Source organism: Pseudomonas sp. Q1-7, from assembly GCF_028010285.1.
Lineage (GTDB): Bacteria > Pseudomonadota > Gammaproteobacteria > Pseudomonadales > Pseudomonadaceae > Metapseudomonas.
In genome coordinates this window covers 3615297-3639644 of record NZ_CP116304.1, presented here as the reverse complement: position 1 = coordinate 3639644, position 24348 = coordinate 3615297, and the positions used below count along the sequence as shown (strand labels likewise).

Here is a 24348-nt window from a genome sequence, read left to right as displayed (position 1 = left end):
GCGGCCTCTTAGAACTGGATCTCGTCAAGCTGGTGATAGATGTCCCGGGCAACCTGCTTCAGGCGCTGCTTCTCCATGATGCTGAACGCCGTGGACCTCATGACCTCATCGAAGGTCAGGCGCAGCTGGTTCATCCGCTTGATGTCGTCGCCATAGGTCTGGTGGTTACGTGCAGCCAGCAGCACGGTACCGGCTATGCGGTCCTGGTTTTCCAAGTACACGGCCATCTCGGTGAAACCCTTGCCATCCGGTGACTGCAGGGTGCCGAAGTGCTCGTTCATCCAGAGCACCAGTGGGGCTTCTGGCACACCCTCGGTAATTGATCTGAAGCCAATTGCGGTATCGAGAAAGGTATCGCCCCCGCCGACGACGGTATGGATGAAGACCTTCTTGCCGTTCTCCTGCAGGAAGTTGATCACATCGTTCTCGACCAGGTAGGCGAGCAGCGGGGAGAAGGTGTTGGCGCCGTTGTCGATCACGGCAATGCCCGATTCGGGAGTGAGCAATTTCTCGATCAGGGCGTCGAAACGCTTGGCATCTATGGTCCGGGAGTCGTTCATCAACGGGATGTGCTCGGCGCCGATGGCCTTGTAGTGCTTGAACGTGGTGTTCTCCTGGTCGGTGTCGTAGGGGTAGAGCTGGTCGGTCTGGTCCTTGAGCCACTGCGAGAGGACCGCGCAGATGAAGCTTTTACCGATGCCGCCCTTGCCCTGCAGGATGAAGTGAATGGAGTTCTGAAGGTCCATAGAAGATCCTCGATGTCATGAGTTGAGTTGGAAGCGCAAAGGGCTCCGCCCCTTGCATCCCCGCCCTCGCCGGGAGGCAGGCGCCCAGGGGGAAGAGCGCTCCCTGGGCACCCGCCGTGAGGCTGATTGGGGGAGGCGGTCAAGGGCGAGGCTTCGCCCGTGCCTCCGTTCGCCGTGCGGTGGAGCTGCACGACGAGCCGGGGGCGCGGCCCCTGACCGGGTCAGAGGGGACGGGGTTAGAAGGGGAGATCGGAGTCGAAGCCGTCGTCGTCCCTCTCCGGCTGCGGAGCGGGCTGTGAGGGCTGCCGGGCTTCACGCGCTGGGCGTGGCGCGCTGCCATCCTCGGGACGGCCGCCGAGCAGCAGCAGGGTGCCGTTCATGTCGACCACCACTTCGGTGGTGTAGCGGTCCTCGCCGTCCTTGTCCCATTTGCGGGTGCGCAGACTGCCCTCGATGTAGACCTGACTCCCCTTGCTCAGGTACTCCCCGGCGACTTCAGCCAGGCGCCCGAAGAACACCACGCGGTGCCATTCGGTGCGCTCCTGCTGCTGGCCGCTCTGCTTGTCCTTCCAGCTCTCGCTGGTGGCCAGGGAAATGGTGGTGACGGCGTTACCGTTGGGAGAGTGGCGGGTTTCCGGATCGCCACCGAGGTGACCCACCAGCGTGACTTTGTTGATACCGCGAGCCATAGGTCTGCTCCTTGGTTATCGGCGCGAGGCCGCTTTCTGGGTGCCCTTGGCGGGCTTCTTGGGAGGGAATTCGAAGGTCACCTTGCCGGTGGCCCTGTCCAGCCGCAGCATGGCTTCGAAGGCACTGCCGGCCTTGCTCTTGAAGCCCTTGATGACGCCCGTCTTGCCCTTGGCCAGCAGCTGCTCGATCTGGCCATCGGTGAGCGCCTTTTCCGCGATGACGGGGAACAGGCGGAACTCGCAGGCCTTGCAGGCCACCAGCTTCGGGGTTCGCACCAGGTCACCGCAGCATTGGGGGCACTTCAGGGCCAGCACCGACGCGACGCCTTCGCGCTGGAACTGGATGTCGCCGAGTTCGACGTTCGCCACCTGGTGCACAATGAAACCGTCGAGCTCGTCGAGGAAGGCATCCACGGAGAGTTCGCCGGCCTCGATCTTCTTCTGCTGCTCGTGCCAGAGCGCCGTCATGTCCGGCGACGTGGCAATCGGTGGCAGTAGCTGGATGAAGGAGATACCCAGCGGCGTCGGCACGAACTTCTTGCTCTCCACCGTGTAGAAGTTGCGGTTGCGCAGCGTCTCCAGCATCGCCGCGCGGGTGGACGGCGTACCGATGCCACCGTGCTCCTGCTGCTTGCCGTCGTCACGGTCTACCAGCAAGGCGCGCAGGGCCGGATCCCTGATGTACCTGGCCACCCGCCGCAGGTCCGCCAGCAGCGTCTTTTCGGTGTACAGCGGCAGCGGCCTGGTTTTCTTCCGTTCGGCCTCGACCTTCTGGCATGTGCCAACCTCGCCTTTGGCCATCGCCTGTAGGCGCTCGAACTGTCCGGACGAAGCCGCCTCTGTGCCCTGATCCTCCTCGTCGCCGGCATCGCTCTCGGTGTCCGTTGTCGCGTCCTTCACCAGCGAGGACCAGCCCGGGTCGCGCAGCTGGGTCGCGCTGGCGTTGAAGCGGTGCCCGGCCACGTCGAAGACCACGGATGCCGAATCGAAGCGTTTCGGCGGCAGGAACTGGATCAGGTACTGGCGAACGATCAGCGCGTAAACATTGCGCTCGTTCTTGCTCATCTGATTGAGGTCGACCAGGGTCGGGGTCGGGATGATCGCGGTGTGTGCCGTCACCTTGCTGTCGTCCACGGCGCGGCTCTTGCGGCTGGGGTCTACGTCGGCAAACCAGTCGGCGTGCTGCAGGGCGGCAAAACTCTTGGCCAGCAGCGCAATGGTCTCCTGCGCCTGGTCGAACTGCTCCGTGCTCATGTACCCGCAATCGGAGCGGTTGTAGGTGATCGCCTTGTACTTCTCGCGCAGCTGCTGGGTGATATCCAGGGTGGCCTGGGAACTCAAGCCCAGCTCGTCACTGGCCACACCTTGCAGATCCAGCAGCGCGAAGGGCAGCGGCGCGGACTTCTCCTTTTCCACCACGCTGGCACTGACCACCTGGGCAGCCTGACCGGTACAGGCGGAGACGATGTCCAGCGCGAAGGCCTGATCATGGATGCGGCCCTTGTCGTCCAGCGCGGGCGTCGGATCCACGCCCGCCGGCGGGGTGTTCGCCAGCGCCTTCAGGTCCAGGCGGGTCTTTATCGGATCGCCGCCCATGTCCATGGTCGCGGACAGGGTGTGGAAGTACGCGTCCTTGTGGTGCTTGTTGGCCAGGTAGCGGTTGACAATCAGACCGAGGATTGGCGTCTGCACCCGGCCGACCGACAGCACGCCCTTCATGCCCTTGGCCGACGCGGCGAGGCTGTAGGCGCGGGTCATGTTGAAGCCGTAGAGCTGGTCGGCAATGCTCCGCGCCCGGCCACGTTCAGAAAGGCCATGGAATTCGCGGTTGTCACGGAGCTCGCCGAGAGCCTTCTGCGCGGCCTTGGTGTTCAGGTCGCTGATCAGGATACGTTTGACCGGGCTGCGGTTGCCGAAGTAGTCCAGCACTTCGTCCACCAGCAGCTGGCCTTCCTCGTCCGGGTCGCCGGCGTGGACGATCTCCGACGCCCGGGCTATCAGTTCGCCCACCACGGCGAGCTGGTCGGCCGTGCGCTCGATGGGCTGATACTTCACCGGGCGTATTTTCAGCGGCAGGTGCTCGGCATTCCATTTCGCATAGTCCGGGTTGTGGGCCTCTGGTGGAGACAGCTCCAACAGGTGGCCGATGCACCAGGTGACCGCGTCGCGGCCGCAGTCGATGTAGCCGGACTTCCGCGTGCCGCCGCCCAAGGCTTCGGCGATGACAGCGCCGAGCTGGGGTTTCTCTGCAATAAAGAGTCGCATCAGGTTCTTTCCTTGAAGTCCCCGGAACCCATCACGCAGGCGTAGGCACAGCGCGCAGTTGCCCGCTGTGGAACGTCGTGTGTGAGTCGGGGAGAGGGTGGAGGAATGGCGTTAGCCGAGCACGCGGCCGAATTTCCGAATGATCTGTTTCTGTTCGCCCTTGGCCTCGGTGCACCTGCCAAGGAATTTTTCCCGAGCATCGCTGGTGGCACCGGCCCTGAACTTGCCTCGCTTCCAGACCTGAATGCCGAAGAACTTCGAAATGGCGCCAGAGCAGGCGCTGCCGCCTCCCTGGCCGGTCACCTTGCCCCACATGCAGAGGGTCACTTCGCAAGGGTCACTGGCAGCAGCTGACATGGACGCGCCGAAGGCGATCAGGCCAGCCAGGAACAGGCTGGAGACTTTCTTGCGGCAATAGGGGGCCGTCGCGCGATACACACGCTGTTTCATTGGGGTACCTTCTGGGGCAGATAACGCAAACAGGGATGGAGACGCGGGAGCGGGTTACTCGCCTTCGTTTCGGCGGCTGAGCTCGCTCTTGATCTCCTGGTCGTGCGGTGCCTGTACGGCGATAGGCTTGGCGCCGATGCGGACGGGCACCGTCAGGGTCTTCAGCAGGGTTTCGTCACCGACCGGGACGGATGGGGGAGGGAGGCCAGCGCGGTCCTTGAGCGCCGGATCCTCGTAGTACTTGATCTTGCGTGCCTTGATCTTCACCGGCGGGGCATTGGTCGTACCCTGGATGAAGATCAGCTCCTGGTGATAAGGCATCGCGTCTATTTCCTGCGGCAGCATCAGCGGTCGAGGCTGGTAGCTGTAGCTCTGCGTCCGACTACCGTGCTTGCCCTTGTTGTACGACTCGTTCATCACGCGCACCGTCGTATTGCCCAGCCGTTCGCTGTACTCCTTGGCCAGCTTCGGATCACCGGGGGCATAGACCACCTCGATGTGAAAGGCCTTCATGATGCCGTCGGCCGCCTCCCGGCCATAACAGCGGTCGGCGCGAATCTGGTCCTTGTCCTGGAAGATCACCAGAAAGCGCAGGCCCGCGCCCCGGGTGAGAGCTGGTGCGGTCTCCATCTCTTCCATCCGGCCCATGACCGCGAGCTCGTCGATCAGGAACAGCAGCTGGTACTTCAGGCGCAACGAGCCATCCGGACAATGGCCGCCTTGCTCCGGCAGCACCCTGGAGTTGAGCTTGATGGCCTGCGAGAAGAACAGGTTCATCAGCGGCGCGAACTTCTTCAGCGCATCGTTGGTGCAGCAGAAGTAGATCGAGGTCCGCACCTCCCGCGCTTTGGCAAAGTCGATGTCATCGCCCGAGACCGCCCAGGCGACGGTTCGCTCGCCATACATGCTGAACACACCGCGCAGAATATCCATGGTGGTGGACCATCCCGAACTGGTGTTCTTCGACGCCTGGTAGACCCCGTTCAGCTCACGGAAACACTCTTTCGAGAGCGGACGGGACCCAGCCTGCCGCTCGGACAGTGCTTGCAGTGCCCAGGCGCCCAACCCTGTGCCCAGGGCGGCGAACTCATAAATCTGCGGCAAGGTACAGGGCAGCTCCGGCGTCTCCATCAGGTACAGCACCAGAGCCACGAAGACATCGGCGGCCTTGTTGTACCACTCCTGGTTCTTCGGGTTCTCCGACACGAACAGCACGCGGGCCATCGTGCGGATCTCGCCGAGGCGGTAGTTCTCATCCCGGCTGATGCTGCTGAGCGGGTTCCAGCGGTGCGTTTCCAGTCGCTCGGGGGAGAAGCGAAACACCTGCTGCCCGGCGGACGCCCGGAAGCCAGCGGTCTTCTCCCAGTTTTCGAACTTCGGATCATTGACCACCACCGAATCCGGATAGGTCAGCAGATTGGGAATCACGATCCCCACCCCCTTGCCGGTTCCCGGCGGCGCGGCCAGCAGCACGAAGGTCTGGCCATAGCTGCACAGGAACTGGTTCTTGCGTGGGTGCTTGCCGATCAACAGCCCCGGATACTGATCGATCTGCTGCTGCGGATTTTCAGGGCTGTACTGCGGGGCTTTCGTCTTGGCCATCTTGCTTCGCCTTCTTAAACTGATAGTCCCGGAAGCGTTCCGGGGTCATGCGCAGTTCAACGCGTTCGGCCCGGGCAGCAGCAGCGCCGGCCGAGTAGTCGCGCCAGGCGTCGGCGTCGGGTGCGTTGTGATGCGCGCGGCGAAACTCGCGGAGCGCCGACTCCGGTGACATGAACGCCACGCCCTCGAACCCCAACTGAAAGGCATAGGCGCAATGGTTCGCGGGCAGGCGGCCTCGCGCCTGCGCGTGCAGAGTGCTCATAAGTGATGTCCCTTCCCGTGCGCCGGCAGCGCAGGGAGATGATTTTCGCGGACGCGAAAATGGAGAAAGTCAGACCGTCATGGTGACGGCCCGGGTGGAGAGTCAGGAATCGTAAGGGCCGCGATACTCGTAGGCCTTAAGCTCCTGGTTGTTGGCGAAGCGGGCGTTACCGTGGAGGTTGCGAGCCGCCGCGTTCTTCAGGGAGAGGGCGACTAGCCCGCCGATCATCAGCAGGAACGCCAGGAACACGCCGAGGCCGATCAGCAGGAACTTCATGCCTCCCTCCCGCTCTTGCTGTTGAGCAATGCCAGCTTGGCCTCGGGTTCGTAGTGCACCTCCAGGATCTGCTTGCGCTCCATGTACACCACCACGTCGAACGAGGCCCGAACCTCGCGCAGGATGTAGTCCATCTCCAGGCCCTGGCCCACAACAGACTGTTTGACCAGGCCCGCGATACGGGCGAAGCCCTCCAGGCTGCCGTTGGCGTGAGCCGTCGTCACCGTTCCAGGGTTGCCGGTGTTGAGGATCTCCATGAAGTGCCAGGCTTCATCGCCCGTCAGCTCGGCCAGGAACAGGTGATCCGGCTTCATCCGGAGCGTGGCCGCCACCAACTCCTTCGGCCGCACCTTGCCGCCGTACAGCAGGTGCACGTGGTTTGGGTGCAAGGGCAGCTGCAGCTCGTTGATCTCTTCGATGGTGATCAACCGGCGCTCCACCGGGTACAGGTCGATCAGCGCCTTGCCGTAGGTGGTTTTGCCGGAGCCAGGCCCGCCGAAAATGATGATGTTCTGCCGATGCTCGATGGCCAGCGGGAAGAAGGTTCCCCAGTCGCCATCACCATGAGCCCGCCGCATTGCCAGCTGCCAATCCTCCAGCTCGACGGTGGAGGTGGCCACCGCCTTGGCCTGGGCGAATCGCCCGCCCTGGATGTAATCACCCAGGGCGAAGCGGTCCAGAGAGGGCTTGCGGATCGTGATCGAGCAGGTTCCGCGTTCGCAGGCCGGCGGTACCACCACCAGCGCCCGCTCACCATCTGGCAGCTCCAGCGTCTGGATTGGTGAGTCAGGCGTCAGCGGGCGGTTCGCATAGGTCCCCATCACCGTATACAGCGCCTGACACGCCGCCTCGGTCAGGAAGGGAGCCTCTTCGCGCTGCCAACCCTGCGCGGAGTCGGTCCAGATCTCGCCGGGTCGGTTGATCGCGACCTCGGTCACGCCAGGGCGTGCCAGCCGCTGTGTTATCCCGGCCTGGAGCAGCCGGTCACGCAGCAGCGTATCCGGCGCCAGGCCGATGGCTTGTGAAGCATCCATAGCTGCACCTCAGTGGTTTTCGTAGACGGTGGAGAAGTCGATATCCCGCGCCACGATCACCGTCATGACCGTGCCGGGCAGGATGTAGGCCGTCGGTGGGATGTTGATCGTGCTATCCAGCACCTTCTCGCCCAGGCCCTCCACGTTTCGCTCGGTGTTGTTGACGGTGTAGCCGTCCTTGCTCGACGTCTGGGTGGCATTGGAAATGCCCGCCATCACGTCCTGGAACAGCGACAGCATCAGCGCACCGCCAGTCCGTTCCGCCCAGTGGTTGTCGATCCACGCCTGCGTGCCACTGGCTCCCATGGGGCCGGCGCCGAGGCTGTCCAGGCGCACGCGGACCGGCCGATCCGAGCCGTTGTTGGCCTCCATCTCCGTCCAGGCGGTGAACACCCGCTGTTGCCCTTGCTTCACCGCAGTGCGCTGCTCGCCGAACAAGCGGGCCCCGGCCTCGGCCAGCACCGTCCTGCCGTTGGCTGAGTACAGCGGATCGGTCAGCCGGCACTCGATCAGCCCCGGGTTGTCCGTGATGATTTCCGTGTAAAGCGCGCAGCGCGCATAGGTGTTGTGGGCCAGCAGGTAGGTCCCGTCCGGTGCCAGCTTCGCCTTGGTGCTGGCGAAGCGGGTACCGCCCAGATTGTTCAGCTCCGATCGATCTGAGCCGTTGGTGGCCCGGTCCTCTTCCTCTTCGGCAGCGGGTTTTGCGCGCCCTCCGGACTGCTCGCCAGCGGCGACCGTCATCACCACGCCACCACTCAGACGGCGTTCCGCGGGTGTCAGCGGTTCACCCTTGGATGAGGACGATCCCCTGGCCGCGTTACGCGGGCGCTGCGCAGGCTGAGCTCTCTCCCTGCCGGCGTCAGACGGGGGAGGGGCCGCCACTTTCTGGCTGGCCAACAGTTCCTGCCGGGCTTTCTCTTGTTCATCAGCCTCCTTCTGCATCTGCAGGCGCTTTTTCTTCAGCATCTGCTCGTAGCTGTCATCGTCGGTTTCCTTGCGCTGCAGCGCCGGGTCGGCGAAAGCCTTCTCCTCGTCGACGGCGTCGGATTTCGGCGCAGAGCTGAAAATAACCATGAAGCCACCGACAAACAGCGCTATGAACAAGAGGCCGCCGGCCAGGATGGCCAGCACCATCTTCCAGGTCCCGGATTGCCCGGACCGCTTCTGCCTCAAGTCGAACGCCCCTCGGGCGAGGGTACTTTCCGGCACCGCACCGGCATCGACCGGGGCTTCGGCGTCATTTGGTTTCTGCACGTTTCACCTCCCGATACTCACCAGTGGTCGTGCCGTTGTAGTTGTGCGAAGCACCGACCTGGCGGGTCTGCAGAGCCAGCACCTGGTCGTTGAGCCGCAGTCGAAATTCCTTGCTCAGGCCATGCACCACCAGCACGTCCCCGACTGGGCGAGTGTTGGCGAGTGTCTCCGTGCCGTCCGGCAGTACCTGGTAGAGCACCGGCCGGGGCGAGCTGGCCGCGAATCTCAGGCAGGTAAAGGTGCCGTTGTCCCAGACCTCGGTCGGCGACAGCTCCAGGTCCCCCTGCTTTCGGTACGCGGTATTGCGCCGCCCACAGGCACAGGGATTGTGGTTGAACGCCCGCGAGGGGAGAGTGGCCTTCTTCAGCTCCGGGTAGTTCCAGCGCAGCAGGTAAGTCGAATCGGCTACCTTGGGGACCAGCTTCAACTCCAGTACGTAGGTACGGCGGTCGGTGCTGATGATCAGATTGGTGTTCGGCTCATTGGCGGTGGTCGGCTTGATACCAATTAGGTTGCCCCGCTGGTTCACCCCGATGGCCCAGGCGGTGGGGTCACCCGTGACCATCAGGCCCTGCTCGTTGTTCACCGACTCGTCGTATTGCAGCTGCACCAGAGCGGTACGCCCCACCACGGCCTGCACGCGGAAGACGTCGTCCGCGCTGTAGGTGGCCGTCTGCACGCGGTCATCCAGGAAGCTGCCGCGTCCCATCGTTTCGGCATTGGCCAAGGTTGCGAACATCATCCAGCTGATGGCCATGCCCATAACGAACGCTATCGTGAATGCTCTCATTGCCTGACCTCCTGCGCCTGCGAGTACGCCACCACCCCGAATCCCCTCGGGTTGATCCAGCGTTGTTCGCGGTTTTTCGGGGGGTGTTGGTAGTCGAAGCTCAAGCTGACCAGCCAGGTCGTCGGCTCGATGGATCGCAACGGCTCGCCCTGGCGGTCGAGGGGGGACTTCGTGTAGCGCACCTGGGCCGTGCGGAACTTCGGCTTCGTGCCAGGCGGGTTGGGCAGGAAGACGATGTTGTTGATCGTCACCCGAAGCTGCTGGGAATCGCCCAGCACCTGGGCGTAGCCCTTGCTCGACAACTGGAAGTTGCGGTACTCGCCAAAGGTGTCGTCGTACGAGAGCAGCCGTACCACGTCATAGCGCTGCTTCTGGTCCGCAAAGTTGTACGACTCGCGGAACTTCACGTAATTGGCAATCCACATCTCGTCTTCGATCTGCTGTGGATTTGGAGCGTCCTGCAGTGGCGGGACCAGGTCCGTGTAGCCGGTGTTGTTGTCGACCCGGACCAGGTACGGCTCCACCTTCTTCAACGGCGTCAGGCCCATCACCGCCGCCACCGCCATGAAGGTCACCACCATGCAGAAGAGCGCGATACGGCGCCATACGGTCGCCTTGCGCTTTTCACCCGCGGCAACGCTCTGCTCGAAGTAACGCGCTGCCTGGGTGTAGGCCTGGATATTCAGCGAGGTTTCCAGCGTCAGCGGAGCCGCCGCCGCGTGGCTGATCCGGCGTTCCTCCTGGAGGACGGCCGCCTTACTTTTTCGACGGAACATCACAGATCTCCTGTTTGGCATGGAAAGACGAGAGGTTTGCTTCGACCCAGGGGCCAGAGGGTTCCTTGAGCTTTGGCGGGCTGCTGCAGGCTGAAAGCAAGGCAGCACAAAGCAGCACGCCCACACGCATGGGGTTGCGGTTCATATGAGTGTCCTATTGGAGTTGGATCGATGCGGCGGGAGGCCGCGATGGAGCAGGGAAGGGGAGTAGCGGATCAGCCGTCAGCTGATTCTGTTGCGGAGCAGGCGACTCGCTGCGAAGTAGGCGCCCATCTGCTTGGCCATGCTCAGGCCCGTCGCGGCACCGAGGGTTTTACCCATAAGCCCTCCTGCACTCGTAGTGGGAATGCCGCCTCCGCCCATGATTGAGGCTGCAATATTGGGCAGGGAAGTGGCCAGGACAGTGAACCCGTTGAATACCAGAAGAATTGCCATGATCGTGGTCCAACCAACTGACTCAGCTCCGCTCGGAAGCACGGATGTTTTTATATAGCCAATCTCTAAAGCTAGAACAGAAGCGAAAAGTATCTGTGTAAGCATAAACCCTCCGATTACTGATACCCATCCCCAGAACCATTGCCTAGTCTGGTCGTATAAAAGGAAAGCGATAAATAGCGGGCCAAGAATGAGGATCAGCGTAGTGGCAATCTTTAACGTTAACAGTGTTGCCACGGCTACTGTGAAGAACGGAGTCCCGCCCAAGATAATAAAAACAAGTCCGACAACCGCCATTAATACCTTGTCCAAATCCTCTACGAATGGATTAAACTTCATTGCTTTGCAGTAATCGACCACCAAATTTATGTAGGTTGATATTGTGCTGTCGACTAAGTTCGCCTGTTCCTCGCTTCCAGTGGAGAGTTGAGTTGAAATCCACTCGGGAAAGCCGTTTACGAAGGGGACAACAGTGCTTATATACCAGCCTATATTGAACGCGCATGCGGCGATGGCGGCCATTTTAATCGTCGACCAAACAATCTCCTCAATAGCTACGTTAAGCCCTCGCCAGTACCACGCCAAACTCTTGGCCGTGATCTGAAGCACCCAAAATGCCCCATAAAGCATTCCCAAACCAGAAATCACCCTGGCCGTTCCGCTGACCAGGGTGCTTTGGAGGGTTGCATCGATGGAGTCAAAGAGTGGCGCTACAATTTCAACCTGTATTGCCATATCTCACTCACCTAATTCTGCTTTCGAGAAAACACCTTGCCGCCGAAGTGGAGTTTTCCATCTTTGACATACGCTGTTTTGCCGTGTCCCCAATCCAAGACACCATCAACAATTGGCGGATTTGTAATCGAGGGGCTTCCGTATACACCGCCGTTCATTTGCGCTTCGAATCCCAGATAAGAACTCCACACACAACGTTCGCCATCGCAGGTGATGGTGATTTTGTCTGGATATCCATTCTCTTCCCTGATCTGTATCCAATCCCCGATAAAGTCCATTGATCTATCAGGAGAATCACATCCGGACATCAGAGTCGCTACTGCAACTGTGGCAAGGGTCATGATTTTCATTTTCACAATTGCGCGCATATAGATTTACTCATTTCAGTTGGACTCCATTCTCTCCATGATCTTTTGCGCAGTCCGATTGCTATCTATGCGCCTTTTTTCTTCGGAGAGCATTTGCATATTGGTTAGCCGCAGCTGCTGGTTCTGCAATTCGAGGAATTCCTGTTGGTATCGCAGGTTCAGGTCTTCCTTTTGCTGCGGGGTTTGCACTTCATCGAGCTTCTGCCGCAATTTCTCGGCGTTCTTCACTCGCGCAGTGCTCGCGTTGTAGTTGTCCTCCAACGCACCCGCGACAGCCAGCAGCTGGTCGAACCTTCTCTGAACATCCCGGTCCGTGGAAATCAGCCCGTACTTATTTCGAAGGCCGGTAATGTCCTTCACGTTGTCATACATTTCTGACCAGTCCCCCATGGGGAGCAGGCGATTCAGCGCGGGGTCATCGAGAAACGCACCGAGCTGGTCGTTACCCGTCGCGATGCTCTTGTAGTGCTCGTACTGTGCCTTTGCCTGGGCGATGCCGGTCTTCGCGGTATTCAGGGCGTCCAGGGCTTGCTGGGCCTGGGCCTGCGCATCAAGGACCATTTGCGCAATGCTCGCGACGTCGATGGTGGGGATACCGCTGGCCTGAATCAGCGGCGCAGCAGAGAGTGCTGCGCTGGCCAGAGCCAGCGCGCGAAGCGTCTTCTTCATTGGGAAAATTCTCAGAGATTGGCGCCGTGGCCTGGGTAGGCCTTGGCAAAGATTGTCGTGTGGGTGAGCGATAGCAGATCGCGCTGCCTGCGCGCGAAGATCTGCGCAGGCAGCGGCTGGTGATGAAGGGAGGGGTTTAACTTCCGATAATTCGGAGCGCGCCTGGAGAAGGGGCCTACATACAGCGAATTCGTGAATGTTCTAGAACGGCAGGACGTCATATCAATAGGAGAAGTGAAATGATGCGAAACGTCTTGCAGATGAGCTTTGGAGGGCTATCCAGGGCCTATTACTTACGGCAACTGTTCTTCGGCTCGCTGTTCACGGCTATATTCGTAGCTGTGGCCTTCTATGCCACGAAGCCCGTTCCCCTTGGGTTCTATGTGTTTCTTGGGGTAATAACGCTGCTTTATCCATACTCTCGTTTCGTTTATGAAACTGTTGTCGACTTCGTCGTGGGCGACAACATGATCATCAGTAACCTCTTCGTAATGCTTTGGTGGAAGTGGCTGACGATGGGCCTGTGCTGGACCTTCGCAATCTTCATCGCCCCGATCGGCCTGGTAGGCCTCTACATCTACCATTGGCGATCAAATCGCAAAGACAGCGAAGCGGGTTGAAGTTGAAAGGAATCTGTACCCTGGTACGGGCCGTCTTGCGGAGGATTCTGGCGCGCAGAACTGGCTACAGTTCTGCGCGCCAGTTCACCATCAACCTCTTTCCAGTCGCTGGGGGAGGAGGTCAGGCCACCTTGGGGCTGATCGTCCAGGCCACCGCCAAGCCAGCCGCATCGGCCAAGGCCACCAAGGCGTCCAGACTAAAGGCCTCGATCTTGCCGTGCTTGAGGTTGCTATAGCGCGGTGCGGTGATGCCTAGGCGCTGGGCGCGCTCGGCGGCGGTGCCTTCCCAGCTCTCGACACGTTCCATGATGGCCATCAGCAGCGCCGAGCGAAGGCGCATATTCGCCGCCTGCTCTGGGGTGTCCTCAATGGCGTCCCACACACTATTGAAACGCTGGCTTTCGATCATTTCCTGGTCCTCAGAAGTTCGCGGAGGCGCATCGCCGCCAGGTCAATATCCGCCTTGGGTGTGGCCTGGGTCTTCTTCTGGAAGGCGTGAAGGACATACACGGCATCCGGCAGAGTCGCCAGGTAGATCACACGGAAGGCCCCGGAGGCCTCTCGAATCCGGATTTCTCGCACGCCTGCGCCGATGGCTACCATCGGCTTCCAGTCGCTGGGCTCCAGACCATGTTGAATGCGGTCCAGTTGATAGCCCGCCTCGCGGCGGACAGCCATCGGGAAATTGCGTAAGCGCTCGAGGGCGTCCGCCAGAAATTCCACAGCTTTCATGGGTAGGCTTCCATGTCTAGTTTTATCGGAATCGATAATTCCGACAAGCAAAATTATCGAATTCAGTAATTTTCCGCCATGCAGGGCATCAAGCCTGGTCCGGAGAACTAGGCTTGATGTTGAATTTCACGGACGCGAAAATCAGGCGGTGGTCGTAACAGTGCGATCGCGTCGGTCCTCCAGGAATGACGGTACCCAGAGGGACGGGACCTCGGTGCGCAGCCCTTGGCGGATCTGAGCAGAGAGGCTGTCCGGCTCGTTCCTACAGGCCTCCAGCAGCGCCGGTACCCAGATTTCAGGGTCGTCCGTGGCCAGGCAATGGCGGATTTCCTGCGCGATGGCCGAGTTTTCCGTGGTGGTCGACAGCAGTGGCAGCCAGTACTTCAGCTCCGCGGGAAGGTCCATCTTCAACTGGACCGCCTGGTGCCCTTGCACCACCACCATCCCCCGGTCCTGTGGGTGCAGCCCCTTGATCACATCGAAGACTTTTCCCTTGATGCCAAACTTTGCGTAGGACTCTGCGTCTGCTTTCGTGTTGGCGAGCCAGACAGTGGTGATGGTTTGCTGCACCACGGCTGGGCCGTACTCGCTATCTGCCGAGTCCTCGGGCGACTGGGTGTCCATAATCAGGGTCTCGCCACGGGTCCGGCCTGCCTTCAGGATCTCCTTGATTGCGTCCGCGGTGCTTTCGAACGACAACGGCACCCAGTACTCCGCGACCACATCGACCATCAGGCTGCCCGGCTCGTTTTGCTGGACCAGGCGCTTCAGGAAGAACAGCGTGTTCAGCAGCACCTGAATGGCCACCGGGTGGTTCTTGACGAATTCCTTCTTCAAGACGTTGGTGCAGTCGAAGGCCAGTCGGCGGTACTGCTTCGGATCGAACTGGTTGACCGCGGAGTCCAGTACCCACGCGTACGGCCCATTGAGCGTGCGGCTCCACTTCATCAGTCGGGTATGCAGGCAGTTTCCGCCCAGGAGCGGGATGTTTTGCAGCAGCAACGACAGGCTGCGGTTCTTCACCTCCGAATGCTGCAGTACCGCTTCAATGGAGTGTTGAATCTGCCGCTCTTCCTCCTGGGAGCACTGATCGACGCCGCCGGCACAGGCCACCACCGTCTCGTACAGAAACTGCCGCAACTGCGGCGTATCCGGCAGCTGGAACGGGTTGATGCCGGTGGGTTGCATGGGTTCGATGGCGAAATACTGCGTGTTGAGTGCGCGCAGCAGGTTTTCCAGCGAGCGGTTGTAGTCGATGGCGAACAGCATCGGATTGAACCGGCTCAGGAACACCAGGGTGATGGCTTCTGCCGTCGTCTTGCCCGCGCCCGTCATACCGGTGAAGCACATGTGCCCGGGTAACTTCTCGCCCAGGCTGTTCTGCCCGGCCGGGCTGTCATGCGCGTTGAGGAAATACATCCCGTCCGTGGCCGTCCGGGCGGGCATCAGCGCCGAACCATCGCCAATCGGATTGCCCTTGGCCTTGCCGCTTGGCGTCGTGTGCAGCGAGAAGGTGCAGGCCAGGTTCTCGGTCGATTTCGTTTGCGGGTAGGGCACGTCGAGGTAGGCCGGGAACTGCGCAAACCAGCTGTACACGTTGGTGATGGTCGAACGCACGAACGATGTGTCGTAGGTGCTGAAGATCGACTCCATCTTCGCCCCGTTCTCGATCGCCGCATCGGGTGTGTCGCCATACACCACCAAAGCGGCGTGAAAGCGGCCAAAGCTCAGCTCACCGAGCGTTATGCCCTCAATGGCCTCGTCCAGCTCCTGAGTTTGCTTGTTCTCCCCCTCGGTCTGGCTCAGGTCGAAGATCTGCTTGGTGAGCGCCCTTTTCGCCTTGTTGCGGTCCTCGAAGAGGAACATTTGCACCAGGGTGAAATCGATCTGCTGGCCAACCGCCTCGTCCCATATCCCCGAGAAGGTGCCGGCGTTCGGCAAGCTGCGCAGGTCATAGGTGGTTGCGTAACGCTTGCCGCCCTTGTTCGGACGCACCTGCACATAGTCCATGGCTTCGAAGTTCGTCACGCTGTCGATCACCGCATCGCCAAGGCGCGTGTCGCCGATCAGCACGTCCTGTTCATCGCCATTGAACACCTGGCTGAAGAAGCGTCCAACCTGGGAGATCAGAGCGCCGTGCCGGTTCTCCTCGATCCCCATGAAGGCGGGGTCATAGTCCGCCAGCATCGTCCTGGAGACCATCAGCAGCTCGGTCATGCGCTTGATCCCGTCGTCCAGGTCGCGGTAGCGCAGGATCAGGACCAGCGTGTAGCCGACCTGGCGATAGGTGCCATTGCGGAAAGGCCGGGTGTAAGCGTCTACGAAGTCCTGCAGGGCCGTCAGCGGCATATTGAACTGCGTATCCAGCTGGAGGCCTGCCTTGGTGATGTAGGCCTGCAGCATCAGGTTTGCCCCCTCTTTCTTGCCCAGGGCGAGGAAGTACCGATTCAACCGCTCGTACTGGCGGTCCAACTCGGCCTGGTCGGTCATCTCATGAGAGATGCCTTTGAGGCGAATCACACTCAACAGCCGATTCGGCGCGAGTTTAACGATGCATTCATGCCCGACGTGATGCTCCATTAGGGGCGTCAGCACCTCGGGTGACATGACGGCAGAGTGCAAAGCGCTTGCCATAGAAATGACTCCATCTTGGGTTTTGCGGAGTGACCATCAGCCCCTTTCCGAACCGCATGCTCAGGAAGAAGCGGCGGGTGGCGAAAGCCACCCGGCGCATGAAGCGGTCATCAATGGAGCTGACGAAGTAGAAGGCGAACCCGACCAATAGAAAGGGGACCATTGCCAGTCCCCCCCAGGGTCCAATGATTGCCAGGGCCAGACCTGTTGTGATCAGGTTTCCAACCAGCAGGCCTACGAAGGGCATGATGGGTATGCCCTTGAAGTTCGCTGGCCGATCCATCCCGTTCCAGGTCCGGTAACGCCGTTTCTCGTCAGCCATGGGCAGCCCTCCTTAGAAGGTGCCGCCGAGTGCCTTCCAGGCCCACGGAGCGAATACGGCGATGGCACCGCCGACTGCAGCCCCGATCACGAAGATCTGCAGGAAGTCCATCCAGCCGTAGGAGTGGTCTCCCGCGAGTCGAGCGACCATCAAACGGATGCCGCCATAGGCGGTACAGCAGAGGAAGAGGGTGAAGGAAAGGGCGTAGAGACCCAGTTGAACGTAATCGGCGTACTCGTTCAGCTTGGCCAGCCAGTCGTCATCGGCATGGGCGAGTACCGGGGTTAAGGCGACAGCCATTACGGCCAGCTGCTGGCGGCGTACCTGGGCGCGCTGCAGAGCGTTACATGCGGAAGCGATCAGTTGCTTGAACATTTGCGGGTGTTTCCTCTTGGGGTTGGGGTTGAACTTGTGCCGGCGGCGGAGCCGCGTTGAAGCGCGGAAACTGGTGCAGGACATCCCAGCGCTCGTAGCTCGGCTGTGGTGGTGCAGGGGGCGGCGCCGTGAGCGCCGGTGAGGGTGGTGCGGAGTCGTCTGGAGCGGGCACGAAAGGCCCGTCGACCTGGGCGAGCACGCGCTCGACATAGCTGGTATTGCCGAACGCGGCTTCAGGCTTGAAGCCGCGGGTGAAATTGCCGCTGTAGTAGCAGGACAGCGCCTTGCGCAGCGCGGCTTGTGGGTTTGGCGTCACGCTCAGAGCGCGGGAGTAGCAGTCCTGCAGGTGGAACTCCGTCAACTGGAGGTTCCTGCAGGGCTCGAACAGCGACGTCAGTTCCTGTGGATCATCAGCTTCGAAGTGCTGACTGTTGATCTGGCCGAGGCCCACGCTGAAGCTCGCCCCCTCGTTCGCCAATTGATTCGCAATCACCAGCGCTTCATCCAGGCTCTGCGGCTGACGCGGCAGGGCCTGCCCCACGACCGCAATGGCGTAGGGGTTTAGAGACGATTCGTGCGAGGCGAGGCGGAGGAGGGTGGCGGGAGCGACAGCAGGGGCACATTGCGCGGCCAGAGCCAGAAAGGCGCTGGTGGCGAGTGCCATGTCAATCTCCTGGTGGGTTCTCAGTAGACGTCCTGTGTCCTCCCTTAATCAGGAGTTCCGCTTCGAGTTGAGCGCTGTAGCGATCAATCAGTTCGCGAACGAAGGCGGTCGGGGTGTATCTACGTCCTGTGTGGTACGCCACCGCGGTAGCTCGGCGAGCCACAACGGAGCAGTGCTCGGCGCCGATGTGGAGTTGGGTAGTGGGTGATTTCTTCTGTCGTTCCATTGGAACCTCCTTCTTCTGGGCGCACGAACGCGCCACCGGCGGGTACCGGCGTGGTGTTGTTAAGTGAAATGCCCAAGTCGGGCCGTATATCCTGTTGGTCAGGACCTGGCCAGCAGGGCTGCCCGCATTGGGCAAGGATGGGAGTGGCCTTCTGGCCAGGTTCTTAAAGGGTGGATCGTGTAGCGGGCTGTGGGACGATTGCGCAACCTTCTCGGGCAGTAGGCCGCTGACACCTTACAAGTGTTTCGAGATGTGATCTTTCGTAAAGAGACGGGCAGCTTCTGATCTCACGAAACCGGTAGCAGGTGATTGCTAATTGGCCCTCATGGTGCAACCACTGTAGGAATATCCAACGCTAAGTTATTGATTTTTATGGAGTGCCTTGGCCGTCTATGGCATGGTGGCAAGCGGTAATTTTTGTCGGTATTTCAATAACTTACAGATAACGCCGCGTCACATTGACATGGTGGGGGTCGTTGGTTCGAGTCCAATTGTGCCTACCAAATCGAGCCCGCGTCACGCGGGGCTTAGAGGGCGATCCGAAAGGGTCGCCCTTTTTGTTTTGGGGAAATTTGGGGATATTTTGGGCAAGTGCCCTTCCGCTCTACAGTTGCAGGTCGGCGCCCGCGCGTTGGTGCTGAACGTCCTCCCCCCCCCCCTCGTGGTCGGCCTGATAGTGCTCGGTCACCTTCGCGTCGGTATGACCCATCAGCGCCTGAACATATTCCTGCGGATGGCCCTGCTGTTCATGCAGTCAGGCATCCAGCGCCCTGATCTCGTGAAGCGTCGGCCGCTCGGCCTCCGGCATCTCGTTGTAGGCCTCCGATTCGTCCCGAGCCCTGGTGAAGGCTTTCGTCAGGTGGTCCTTGATCACGGCGTTCCAGTGGCGCTTCGCGTCCAGCTGCTCCCGCTTCCTCGTCTTGGGCGAGTGGTGCGGTCAGTATTCTCTGGAACCAAACAGTGGCATGCCGTAGGAGTCGACACCGATCATCTTGCTTAGAGCGGCTTCAGCAGCCTTGTGGGCGTCAGTGCGCGTGGCGAAGTGTGCGTGGTCGTAGATCAGGTGAAGCTTCGAGCCGGTCATGGATTCGAGTGGTTGGATGGCGATGAATGCCAGTGCGTAGTCACCGTTGATGCGGGTTTCGGTCCAGGCGGTATGCCCTGGGAAGTCTCGTCTGTTCATGGCGGCCTCCGGCAGGTGCGTCTCTGGTGGGCGGATTCCCACTATGAACCTGTATCGTTGCTGTCGCCTGGAGTATCTGACGAAGGGCCAGGGGCGCGATCCCTTGCGTGAGCGCGGCTTCGGGTGTCAGGGGAGTGGGGTGTTGCGGTCATTTCTTGGGGGGGGAAGGATTCGCTCATCGTTCCTTTAAGTGTGCGTTAGTCTCCAGGTCGGTGGTCGGGGTTAGGCTTGCCTGCTGATCGGGAGGCGAACTTCTGTCGGAGGGACTATGAAGCAGAGACTTCAGCGGCGACTCCAGTCGCAAGTTCAGGCCGTGTTGCCGGGCTTCACGGTGAAGTGCGAATTCTCCTCAGAGCGCGTAATCAATATTTATCTGAACAACCCGAAAACCGCCGAGGCAATGCGCATCACGGGGGTGACGCTGGAGTCGATCGTCGGGCCGGGGGCTCTCGATGAGACGGTTGATCAGCTCATGTTCGAGATCATGACCGTTGCTGGTGGTCGATGATCCTGGAGGCTGGCGAATTCGTGTGTGGGTCGGGCGTTCATGGTTGAGGATGCGGCGTGGCAAATTCACAGCCTGATTCCCGGCATGTTTGCGGCTGTCAAGGGAAATGGCACCAAGTCATTGATTTATCTGTGATAGAGTGTGCCCCTTCGCGGTGTTTCGGCGGGTTTGTCTCCCGGGCTTCGTGAGGTAGCGGGTCTGGGCCTGCTGCTTCAGTGGGGTGGGGTGTAGGTCTGCCCCTGGCGCATCATCGAAATCGGTTCGGAAGGTTCGCTCACGTGGCCTTTCTGTTGGCTGCTTGTCGGCGCTCCGGCTTTCTGCAAGCATTCCGCACTTTCATTACCTCCAGTGACTCTGGTTCGGCCTTGGTTGGCTGCAAGGCTCCCGCCACCGTATGGCGGGCATACCACCGAATCGCGTACTGGCTCATCCCAACCCATGTGGCCTTTGGTAGAGGTCACCACTAGGAGAGGAGGCGCCATGCCCATCATTACTCTTCCTGACGGCAGTCAGCGTACTTTCGACAACCCCGTATCCGTGCTCGAAGTGGCCCAGTCCATCGGCGCTGGCCTGGCCAAGGCCACCCTGGCCGGCAAGGTGAACGGCAAGCAGGTCGACGCCTGCGATCTGATCGAAACCGACGCGACCCTGCAAATCATCACGCCGAAGGACGAGGAGGGCCTGGAGATCATTCGCCACTCCTGCGCGCACTTGGTTGGTCATGCGGTCAAGCAGCTTTACCCGACTGCCAGGATGGTAATTGGCCCGGTGATCGAGGAAGGTTTCTACTACGACATCGCCTTTGAGCGTCCCTTCACGCCCGAAGACATGGCCGCCATCGAAAAACGCATGGCCGAGCTGATCGATAGGGACTACGACGTCATCAAGAAGATGACGCCGCGTGCCGAAGTCATCGAGGTGTTCAAGTCGCGTGGTGAGGACTACAAGCTGCGCCTGATCGATGACATGCCGGACGAAACCGCTATGGGCCTGTACTTCCACGAGGAGTACGTGGACATGTGCCGCGGCCCGCACGTGCCGAACACTCGCTTCCTCAAGGCGTTCAAGCTGACCAAGATTTCCGGTGCCTACTGGCGCGGCGACTCCAAGAACGAGCAGTTGCAGCGTATCTATGGCACCGCCTGGGGCGACAAGAAGCAGCTGGCCGCCTACGTCCAGCGCATCGAAGAAGCCGAAAAACGCGACCACCGCCGCATCGGCAAGCAATTGGACCTGTTCCATTTGCAGGAGGAAGCGCCGGGCATGGTGTTCTGGCATCCAGCCGGCTGGACTGTCTATCAAGTGCTGGAACAGTACATGCGCAAGGTCCAGCGCGACCACGGCTACGTGGAGGTGCGCACTCCACAGGTGGTTGATCGCATTCTCTGGGAGCGTTCGGGGCACTGGTCCAACTACGCCGAGAACATGTTCACCACCGCGTCGGAGAGCCGCGACTATGCGGTGAAGCCGATGAACTGCCCGTGCCACGTACAGATCTTCAACCAGGGCCTGAAGTCCTACCGCGATCTGCCGCTGCGCCTGGCCGAGTTCGGTGCCTGCCACCGTAACGAGCCCTCTGGTGCCCTGCACGGCATCATGCGTGTGCGTGGCTTCACTCAGGACGACGCCCACATCTTCTGCACTGAAGACCAGGTGAAGAAAGAGGCGGCTGACTTCATCAAGCTCACGCTGCAGGTCTACAAGGACTTCGGCTTCACCGACATCGCGATGAAACTTTCCACTCGCCCCGCCAAGCGGGTGGGGTCCGACGAGCTGTGGGATCGCGCCGAAGGCGCCTTGGCCGATGCGCTGAACGAGTCCGGCCTGGCCTGGGAATACCAGCCGGGGGAAGGCGCTTTCTACGGTCCGAAGATCGAGTTCACCCTGAAGGACTGCCTCGGCCGTAACTGGCAGTGCGGCACCCTGCAGTACGACCCGAACCTGCCGGAGCGCCTCGATGCCAGCTATATCGCCGAAGATAACAGCCGTGTTCGTCCGGTGATGCTGCATCGCGCGATCCTCGGGTCCTTCGAGCGTTTCATCGGCATGCTGATCGAGCACTACGCTGGCGCCTTCCCGGCCTGGCTGGCGCCGACCCAGGCCGTGATCATGAACATCACCGACAAACAGGCCGACTTCGCCCTCGAGGTGGAGCGGGCCCTCAACGAAAGCGGCTTCCGTGCCAAGTCCGACTTGAGAAACGAGAAAATCGGCTTTAAAATCCGCGAGCATACTTTGCTCAAGGTTCCCTATCTCTTGGTTATTGGAGACCGGGAAGTTGAGACTCGATCCGTTGCTGTGCGCACCCGCGAGGGTGTCGATCTGGGTTCCATGCCCCTCGAAAGCTTCTCTGAGACGCTCGCACAAGCGGTTTCCCGGCGTGGTCGCCAAGAATTGGAGTAATCACTATTAAGCGTGAAATGAGACAAGACAAGCGGACTCAACCGAAAGCCCCGATCAACGAGAACATTACGGCTCGCGAGGTGCGGTTGATTGGTGCTGACGGCCAGCAGATTGGCGTCGTCTCGATTGATGAAGCGCTGCGCGCTGCTGAAGAAGCCAAGCTGGACCTGGTAGAGATCTCTGCCGACGCGGTGCCGCCCGTATGCCGGATCATGGATTACGGCAAGCATCTCTTCGAGAAGAAGAAGCAGGCCGCCGCTGCAAAGAAGAACCAGCATCAGCAGCAGATTAAAGAAATCAAGTTTCGTCCAGGGACGGAAGAAGGGGATTACCAGGTAAAACTACGCAACCTGGTACGTTTCCTTAATGAAGGGGACAAGGCCAAGGTATCCCTGCGATTCCGCGGCCGTGAGATGGCTCACCAGGAGCTGGGCATGGAGCTGTTGAAGCGGGTCGAAGCCGACCTCGCTGAAATCGGCACCGTTGAACAGCATCCTAAGCTGGAAGGACGCCAGCTGATGATGGTCATCGCTCCCAAAAAGCGAAAGTAACCTCCAGGGCACTGGCAGGCCTTGCGGTTATGTTTATTGATTGAATGCGGAGTATCCGAACATGCCAAAGATGAAAACCAAGAGCGGTGCTGCAAAGCGCTTCAAGAAGACTGCTAACGGCATCAAGCACAAGCACGCCTTCAAGAGCCACATCCTGACCAAAATGACTACCAAGCGTAAGCGTCAGCTGCGCGGCTGCAGCCAGCTGCACGCGTCTGACGTACGTAAAGTAGAGCGCATGCTGCGCATTCGTTAATCCGGTCAAGATTCTAGAGGAAATTACTCATGGCTCGTGTTAAGCGTGGCGTCATCGCTCGTGCTCGTCACAAGAAAATTCTGAAACTCGCCAAAGGCTACTACGGTGCACGCAGCCGCGTGTTCCGCGTTGCCAAGCAGGCGGTGATCAAGGCCGGCCAATACGCCTACCGTGACCGCCGTCAGCGCAAGCGTCAGTTCCGCGCTCTGTGGATCGCTCGTATCAACGCTGGTGCTCGTCAGAACGGTCTGTCCTACAGCCGCCTGATCGCTGGCCTGAAAAAAGCGGCCATCGAGATCGATCGTAAGGTTCTGGCCGACCTGGCAGTGAACGAAAAAGCGGCGTTTGCTGCGATTGTCGAGAAAGCTAAGGCCGTTCTGGCTTAAGTCCCCGACAATCACCGGGTTCGCCCGGTGCTGAACGTCACCGATAGGGGAAGGGCCTTGTGCTCTTCCCCTATTTCGTATCTGGAGTCAGTAAATGGAAAATCTGGATGCGCTGGTCTCGCAAGCGCTTGAGGCCGTGCAACAAACCGAAGACGTGAATGCCCTCGAGCAGATCCGCGTTCACTACCTTGGCAAGAAAGGCGAGCTGACCCAGGTGATGAAGACCCTGGGCGACCTGCCGGCTGAAGAGCGCCCCAAGGTCGGCGCCCTGATCAACGCCGCCAAGGAGCGCGTTCAGGACGCTTTGAACACCCGCAAGGACTCGCTTGAGCAGGCAGCACTGACCGCCAAGCTCGCGGCCGAGCGTATCGACGTGACCCTGCCGGGCCGCGGCCAGGCCTCCGGTGGCCTGCACCCGGTTACCCGCACCCTGGAGCGCGTCGAGCAGTTCTTCACTCGGATAGGCTACGGCATCGCCGAAGGCCCCGAAGTCGAAGACGACTACCACAACTTCGAAGCGCTCAACATTCCCGGCCACCACCCGGCCCGGGCAATGCACGACACCTTCTATTTCAATGCGAACATGCTGCTGCGTACCCACACCTCCCCGGTACAGGCGCGCACCATGGAGTCGCAGCAGCCGCCGATCCGCATCGTCTGCCCCGGCCGCGTCTATCGCTGCGACTCGGATATCACCCACTCGCCGATGTTCCACCAGGTCGAAGGCCTGCTGGTAGACGAAGGCATCAGCTTCGCCGACCTCAAGGGCACCATCGAAGAATTCCTCCGCGTGTTCTTCGAGAAGCCCCTCGGCGTGCGTTTCCGTCCCTCCTTCTTCCCCTTCACCGAGCCGTCGGCCGAAGTCGACATGCAGTGCGTGATGTGCTCCGGCAAAGGCTGCCGCGTGTGCAAGCAGACCGGCTGGCTGGAAGTGATGGGCTGCGGCATGGTCCACCCGAACGTGCTGCGCATGTCCGGCATCGATCCGGAAAAATACCAGGGCTTCGCCTTCGGGATGGGCGTTGAACGCTTGGCCATGCTGCGCTATGGCGTCAACGACTTGCGCCTGTTCTTCGACAACGACCTGCGCTTCCTCGCGCAATTCCGCTAGGTCGCCACGTCAGAAACGAATCCCAG

29 protein-coding genes are annotated in these 24348 nt (G+C 60.5%); 7 read left to right on the top strand and 22 right to left on the bottom strand.

Annotation, left to right across the window (positions count from 1 at the left end; genetic code table 11):
* Positions 1 to 8: 8 nt before the first annotated feature.
* The 15 genes from PJW05_RS16855 to virB5 form a co-directional block, all read right to left on the bottom strand.
* The gene (locus PJW05_RS16855; RefSeq protein ID WP_271408131.1) at positions 9 to 746 is read right to left on the bottom strand and encodes a nucleotide-binding protein; all 738 of its coding nucleotides are present in this window, start codon (positions 744 to 746) and stop codon (positions 9 to 11) included.
* A gap of 236 nt (positions 747 to 982) precedes the next feature.
* Complete coding sequence (gene ssb / locus PJW05_RS16850; RefSeq protein WP_271408130.1) at positions 983 to 1435, bottom strand: single-stranded DNA-binding protein; 453 nt, start codon at positions 1433 to 1435, stop codon at positions 983 to 985.
* A 15-nt stretch (positions 1436 to 1450) separates the two neighbouring features.
* Positions 1451 to 3700, bottom strand: a complete 2250-nt coding sequence (locus PJW05_RS16845; protein WP_271408129.1) for a type IA DNA topoisomerase — start codon at positions 3698 to 3700, stop codon at positions 1451 to 1453.
* 111 nt (positions 3701 to 3811) lie between these two features.
* A complete protein-coding gene (locus PJW05_RS16840) occupies positions 3812 to 4150 on the bottom strand; it encodes a TrbM/KikA/MpfK family conjugal transfer protein (RefSeq protein ID WP_271408128.1) in 339 nt (112 codons plus the stop codon).
* 54 nt (positions 4151 to 4204) lie between these two features.
* On the bottom strand, positions 4205 to 5752 hold the full coding sequence (locus PJW05_RS16835) for a type IV secretory system conjugative DNA transfer family protein (RefSeq protein WP_271408127.1): 1548 nt from the start codon (positions 5750 to 5752) through the stop codon (positions 4205 to 4207).
* Positions 5718 to 6014 carry a hypothetical protein gene (locus PJW05_RS16830; protein WP_271408126.1) on the bottom strand — a complete coding sequence of 99 codons (297 nt, stop codon included), beginning with the start codon at positions 6012 to 6014 and terminating at the stop codon, positions 5718 to 5720. The genes PJW05_RS16835 and PJW05_RS16830 overlap by 35 nt, the downstream gene beginning before the upstream one ends.
* Positions 6015 to 6116: 102 nt before the next feature.
* Positions 6117 to 6290, bottom strand: coding sequence for a hypothetical protein (locus PJW05_RS16825; RefSeq protein WP_271408125.1), 174 nt, complete (start codon positions 6288 to 6290; stop codon positions 6117 to 6119).
* The gene (gene virB11, locus PJW05_RS16820) at positions 6287 to 7324 is read right to left on the bottom strand and encodes a P-type DNA transfer ATPase VirB11 (protein ID WP_271408124.1); all 1038 of its coding nucleotides are present in this window, start codon (positions 7322 to 7324) and stop codon (positions 6287 to 6289) included. The genes PJW05_RS16825 and virB11 overlap by 4 nt, the downstream gene beginning before the upstream one ends.
* Positions 7325 to 7333: 9 nt before the next feature.
* Positions 7334 to 8578: a TrbI/VirB10 family protein gene (locus PJW05_RS16815; protein WP_271408123.1), complete on the bottom strand. Its 1245-nt coding sequence runs from the start codon at positions 8576 to 8578 to the stop codon at positions 7334 to 7336.
* Entirely contained in the window at positions 8562 to 9368 is an 807-nt protein-coding gene (locus tag PJW05_RS16810; protein WP_271408122.1) for a TrbG/VirB9 family P-type conjugative transfer protein, read from the bottom strand. The genes PJW05_RS16815 and PJW05_RS16810 overlap by 17 nt, the downstream gene beginning before the upstream one ends.
* Complete coding sequence (locus PJW05_RS16805) at positions 9365 to 10144, bottom strand: virB8 family protein (protein WP_271408121.1); 780 nt, start codon at positions 10142 to 10144, stop codon at positions 9365 to 9367. The genes PJW05_RS16810 and PJW05_RS16805 overlap by 4 nt, the downstream gene beginning before the upstream one ends.
* Positions 10125 to 10289 carry a hypothetical protein gene (locus tag PJW05_RS16800; RefSeq protein ID WP_271408120.1) on the bottom strand — a complete coding sequence of 55 codons (165 nt, stop codon included), beginning with the start codon at positions 10287 to 10289 and terminating at the stop codon, positions 10125 to 10127. The genes PJW05_RS16805 and PJW05_RS16800 overlap by 20 nt, the downstream gene beginning before the upstream one ends.
* 77 nt (positions 10290 to 10366) lie before the next feature.
* Complete coding sequence (locus tag PJW05_RS16795; RefSeq protein ID WP_271408119.1) at positions 10367 to 11314, bottom strand: type IV secretion system protein; 948 nt, start codon at positions 11312 to 11314, stop codon at positions 10367 to 10369.
* A gap of 11 nt (positions 11315 to 11325) precedes the next feature.
* The gene (locus tag PJW05_RS16790) at positions 11326 to 11682 is read right to left on the bottom strand and encodes a hypothetical protein (RefSeq protein ID WP_271408118.1); all 357 of its coding nucleotides are present in this window, start codon (positions 11680 to 11682) and stop codon (positions 11326 to 11328) included.
* 15 nt (positions 11683 to 11697) lie between these two features.
* Complete coding sequence (gene virB5 / locus PJW05_RS16785) at positions 11698 to 12351, bottom strand: P-type DNA transfer protein VirB5 (RefSeq protein WP_271408117.1); 654 nt, start codon at positions 12349 to 12351, stop codon at positions 11698 to 11700.
* 239 nt (positions 12352 to 12590) lie between these two features.
* Between virB5 and PJW05_RS16780 the strand changes: the two genes are divergently transcribed.
* Positions 12591 to 12971, top strand: a complete 381-nt coding sequence (locus PJW05_RS16780) for a hypothetical protein (RefSeq protein ID WP_271408116.1) — start codon at positions 12591 to 12593, stop codon at positions 12969 to 12971.
* A gap of 121 nt (positions 12972 to 13092) precedes the next feature.
* On the opposite strand, the gene PJW05_RS16775 is transcribed toward PJW05_RS16780, so the two are convergent.
* The 7 genes from PJW05_RS16775 to PJW05_RS16745 form a co-directional block, all read right to left on the bottom strand.
* Complete coding sequence (locus tag PJW05_RS16775; RefSeq protein ID WP_271408115.1) at positions 13093 to 13380, bottom strand: helix-turn-helix domain-containing protein; 288 nt, start codon at positions 13378 to 13380, stop codon at positions 13093 to 13095.
* Positions 13377 to 13703, bottom strand: coding sequence for a type II toxin-antitoxin system RelE/ParE family toxin (locus tag PJW05_RS16770; protein WP_271408114.1), 327 nt, complete (start codon positions 13701 to 13703; stop codon positions 13377 to 13379). Before PJW05_RS16770 ends, PJW05_RS16775 begins: the two co-directional genes overlap by 4 nt.
* A 141-nt stretch (positions 13704 to 13844) precedes the next feature.
* Positions 13845 to 16283 carry a VirB4 family type IV secretion system protein gene (locus PJW05_RS16765; protein ID WP_271408113.1) on the bottom strand — a complete coding sequence of 813 codons (2439 nt, stop codon included), beginning with the start codon at positions 16281 to 16283 and terminating at the stop codon, positions 13845 to 13847.
* The gene (locus PJW05_RS16760) at positions 16261 to 16659 is read right to left on the bottom strand and encodes a conjugal transfer protein (RefSeq protein WP_271408112.1); all 399 of its coding nucleotides are present in this window, start codon (positions 16657 to 16659) and stop codon (positions 16261 to 16263) included. The genes PJW05_RS16765 and PJW05_RS16760 overlap by 23 nt, the downstream gene beginning before the upstream one ends.
* A gap of 12 nt (positions 16660 to 16671) precedes the next feature.
* On the bottom strand, positions 16672 to 17034 hold the full coding sequence (locus PJW05_RS16755; RefSeq protein WP_271408111.1) for a hypothetical protein: 363 nt from the start codon (positions 17032 to 17034) through the stop codon (positions 16672 to 16674).
* Positions 17003 to 17698 (bottom strand): lytic transglycosylase domain-containing protein, encoded by a 696-nt coding sequence (locus tag PJW05_RS16750; protein ID WP_271408110.1) that lies wholly within the window; start codon positions 17696 to 17698, stop codon positions 17003 to 17005. Before PJW05_RS16750 ends, PJW05_RS16755 begins: the two co-directional genes overlap by 32 nt.
* Before the next feature lie 1163 nt (positions 17699 to 18861).
* Positions 18862 to 19107, bottom strand: coding sequence for a hypothetical protein (locus PJW05_RS16745; protein ID WP_271408109.1), 246 nt, complete (start codon positions 19105 to 19107; stop codon positions 18862 to 18864).
* Positions 19108 to 19375: 268 nt separating this feature from the next.
* Between PJW05_RS16745 and PJW05_RS16740 the strand changes: the two genes are divergently transcribed.
* The 6 genes from PJW05_RS16740 (at position 19376) to pheS (ending at position 24322) form a co-directional block, all read left to right on the top strand.
* Entirely contained in the window at positions 19376 to 19615 is a 240-nt protein-coding gene (locus PJW05_RS16740; RefSeq protein WP_271408108.1) for a hypothetical protein, read from the top strand.
* Positions 19616 to 20095: 480 nt separating this feature from the next.
* The gene (gene thrS, locus PJW05_RS16735) at positions 20096 to 22018 is read left to right on the top strand and encodes a threonine--tRNA ligase (RefSeq protein WP_271408107.1); all 1923 of its coding nucleotides are present in this window, start codon (positions 20096 to 20098) and stop codon (positions 22016 to 22018) included.
* Entirely contained in the window at positions 22018 to 22569 is a 552-nt protein-coding gene (gene infC, locus PJW05_RS16730) for a translation initiation factor IF-3 (protein WP_271412243.1), read from the top strand. Before thrS ends, infC begins: the two co-directional genes overlap by 1 nt.
* Positions 22570 to 22630: 61 nt before the next feature.
* Positions 22631 to 22825, top strand: a complete 195-nt coding sequence (gene rpmI / locus PJW05_RS16725; protein ID WP_271408106.1) for a 50S ribosomal protein L35 — start codon at positions 22631 to 22633, stop codon at positions 22823 to 22825.
* Between the two features lie 29 nt (positions 22826 to 22854).
* On the top strand, positions 22855 to 23211 hold the full coding sequence (rplT, locus tag PJW05_RS16720; protein WP_044874620.1) for a 50S ribosomal protein L20: 357 nt from the start codon (positions 22855 to 22857) through the stop codon (positions 23209 to 23211).
* 94 nt (positions 23212 to 23305) lie between these two features.
* Entirely contained in the window at positions 23306 to 24322 is a 1017-nt protein-coding gene (gene pheS / locus PJW05_RS16715) for a phenylalanine--tRNA ligase subunit alpha (protein WP_271408105.1), read from the top strand.
* The last annotated feature ends 26 nt before the right edge of the window (positions 24323 to 24348 follow it).

What these genes read in the sequence shown, in the direction of transcription:
- PJW05_RS16855 (WP_271408131.1), bottom strand. Translation starts at nt 746, where the DNA reads ATGGACCTTCAGAACTCCATTCACTTCATCCTGCAGGGCAAGGGCGGC.
- ssb (WP_271408130.1), bottom strand. Translation starts at nt 1,435, where the DNA reads ATGGCTCGCGGTATCAACAAAGTCACGCTGGTGGGTCACCTCGGTGGC.
- PJW05_RS16845 (WP_271408129.1), bottom strand. Translation starts at nt 3,700, where the DNA reads ATGCGACTCTTTATTGCAGAGAAACCCCAGCTCGGCGCTGTCATCGCC.
- PJW05_RS16840 (WP_271408128.1), bottom strand. Translation starts at nt 4,150, where the DNA reads ATGAAACAGCGTGTGTATCGCGCGACGGCCCCCTATTGCCGCAAGAAA.
- PJW05_RS16835 (WP_271408127.1), bottom strand. Translation starts at nt 5,752, where the DNA reads ATGGCCAAGACGAAAGCCCCGCAGTACAGCCCTGAAAATCCGCAGCAG.
- PJW05_RS16830 (WP_271408126.1), bottom strand. Translation starts at nt 6,014, where the DNA reads ATGAGCACTCTGCACGCGCAGGCGCGAGGCCGCCTGCCCGCGAACCAT.
- PJW05_RS16825 (WP_271408125.1), bottom strand. Translation starts at nt 6,290, where the DNA reads ATGAAGTTCCTGCTGATCGGCCTCGGCGTGTTCCTGGCGTTCCTGCTG.
- virB11 (WP_271408124.1), bottom strand. Translation starts at nt 7,324, where the DNA reads ATGGATGCTTCACAAGCCATCGGCCTGGCGCCGGATACGCTGCTGCGT.
- PJW05_RS16810 (WP_271408122.1), bottom strand. Translation starts at nt 9,368, where the DNA reads ATGAGAGCATTCACGATAGCGTTCGTTATGGGCATGGCCATCAGCTGG.
- PJW05_RS16805 (WP_271408121.1), bottom strand. Translation starts at nt 10,144, where the DNA reads ATGTTCCGTCGAAAAAGTAAGGCGGCCGTCCTCCAGGAGGAACGCCGG.
- PJW05_RS16800 (WP_271408120.1), bottom strand. Translation starts at nt 10,289, where the DNA reads ATGAACCGCAACCCCATGCGTGTGGGCGTGCTGCTTTGTGCTGCCTTG.
- PJW05_RS16795 (WP_271408119.1), bottom strand. Translation starts at nt 11,314, where the DNA reads ATGGCAATACAGGTTGAAATTGTAGCGCCACTCTTTGACTCCATCGAT.
- PJW05_RS16790 (WP_271408118.1), bottom strand. Translation starts at nt 11,682, where the DNA reads ATGCGCGCAATTGTGAAAATGAAAATCATGACCCTTGCCACAGTTGCA.
- virB5 (WP_271408117.1), bottom strand. Translation starts at nt 12,351, where the DNA reads ATGAAGAAGACGCTTCGCGCGCTGGCTCTGGCCAGCGCAGCACTCTCT.
- PJW05_RS16780 (WP_271408116.1), top strand. Translation starts at nt 12,591, where the DNA reads ATGATGCGAAACGTCTTGCAGATGAGCTTTGGAGGGCTATCCAGGGCC.
- PJW05_RS16775 (WP_271408115.1), bottom strand. Translation starts at nt 13,380, where the DNA reads ATGATCGAAAGCCAGCGTTTCAATAGTGTGTGGGACGCCATTGAGGAC.
- PJW05_RS16770 (WP_271408114.1), bottom strand. Translation starts at nt 13,703, where the DNA reads ATGAAAGCTGTGGAATTTCTGGCGGACGCCCTCGAGCGCTTACGCAAT.
- PJW05_RS16765 (WP_271408113.1), bottom strand. Translation starts at nt 16,283, where the DNA reads ATGGAGCATCACGTCGGGCATGAATGCATCGTTAAACTCGCGCCGAAT.
- PJW05_RS16760 (WP_271408112.1), bottom strand. Translation starts at nt 16,659, where the DNA reads ATGGCTGACGAGAAACGGCGTTACCGGACCTGGAACGGGATGGATCGG.
- PJW05_RS16755 (WP_271408111.1), bottom strand. Translation starts at nt 17,034, where the DNA reads ATGTTCAAGCAACTGATCGCTTCCGCATGTAACGCTCTGCAGCGCGCC.
- PJW05_RS16750 (WP_271408110.1), bottom strand. Translation starts at nt 17,698, where the DNA reads ATGGCACTCGCCACCAGCGCCTTTCTGGCTCTGGCCGCGCAATGTGCC.
- PJW05_RS16745 (WP_271408109.1), bottom strand. Translation starts at nt 19,107, where the DNA reads ATGAACAGACGAGACTTCCCAGGGCATACCGCCTGGACCGAAACCCGC.
- PJW05_RS16740 (WP_271408108.1), top strand. Translation starts at nt 19,376, where the DNA reads ATGAAGCAGAGACTTCAGCGGCGACTCCAGTCGCAAGTTCAGGCCGTG.
- thrS (WP_271408107.1), top strand. Translation starts at nt 20,096, where the DNA reads ATGCCCATCATTACTCTTCCTGACGGCAGTCAGCGTACTTTCGACAAC.
- rpmI (WP_271408106.1), top strand. Translation starts at nt 22,631, where the DNA reads ATGCCAAAGATGAAAACCAAGAGCGGTGCTGCAAAGCGCTTCAAGAAG.
- rplT (WP_044874620.1), top strand. Translation starts at nt 22,855, where the DNA reads ATGGCTCGTGTTAAGCGTGGCGTCATCGCTCGTGCTCGTCACAAGAAA.
- pheS (WP_271408105.1), top strand. Translation starts at nt 23,306, where the DNA reads ATGGAAAATCTGGATGCGCTGGTCTCGCAAGCGCTTGAGGCCGTGCAA.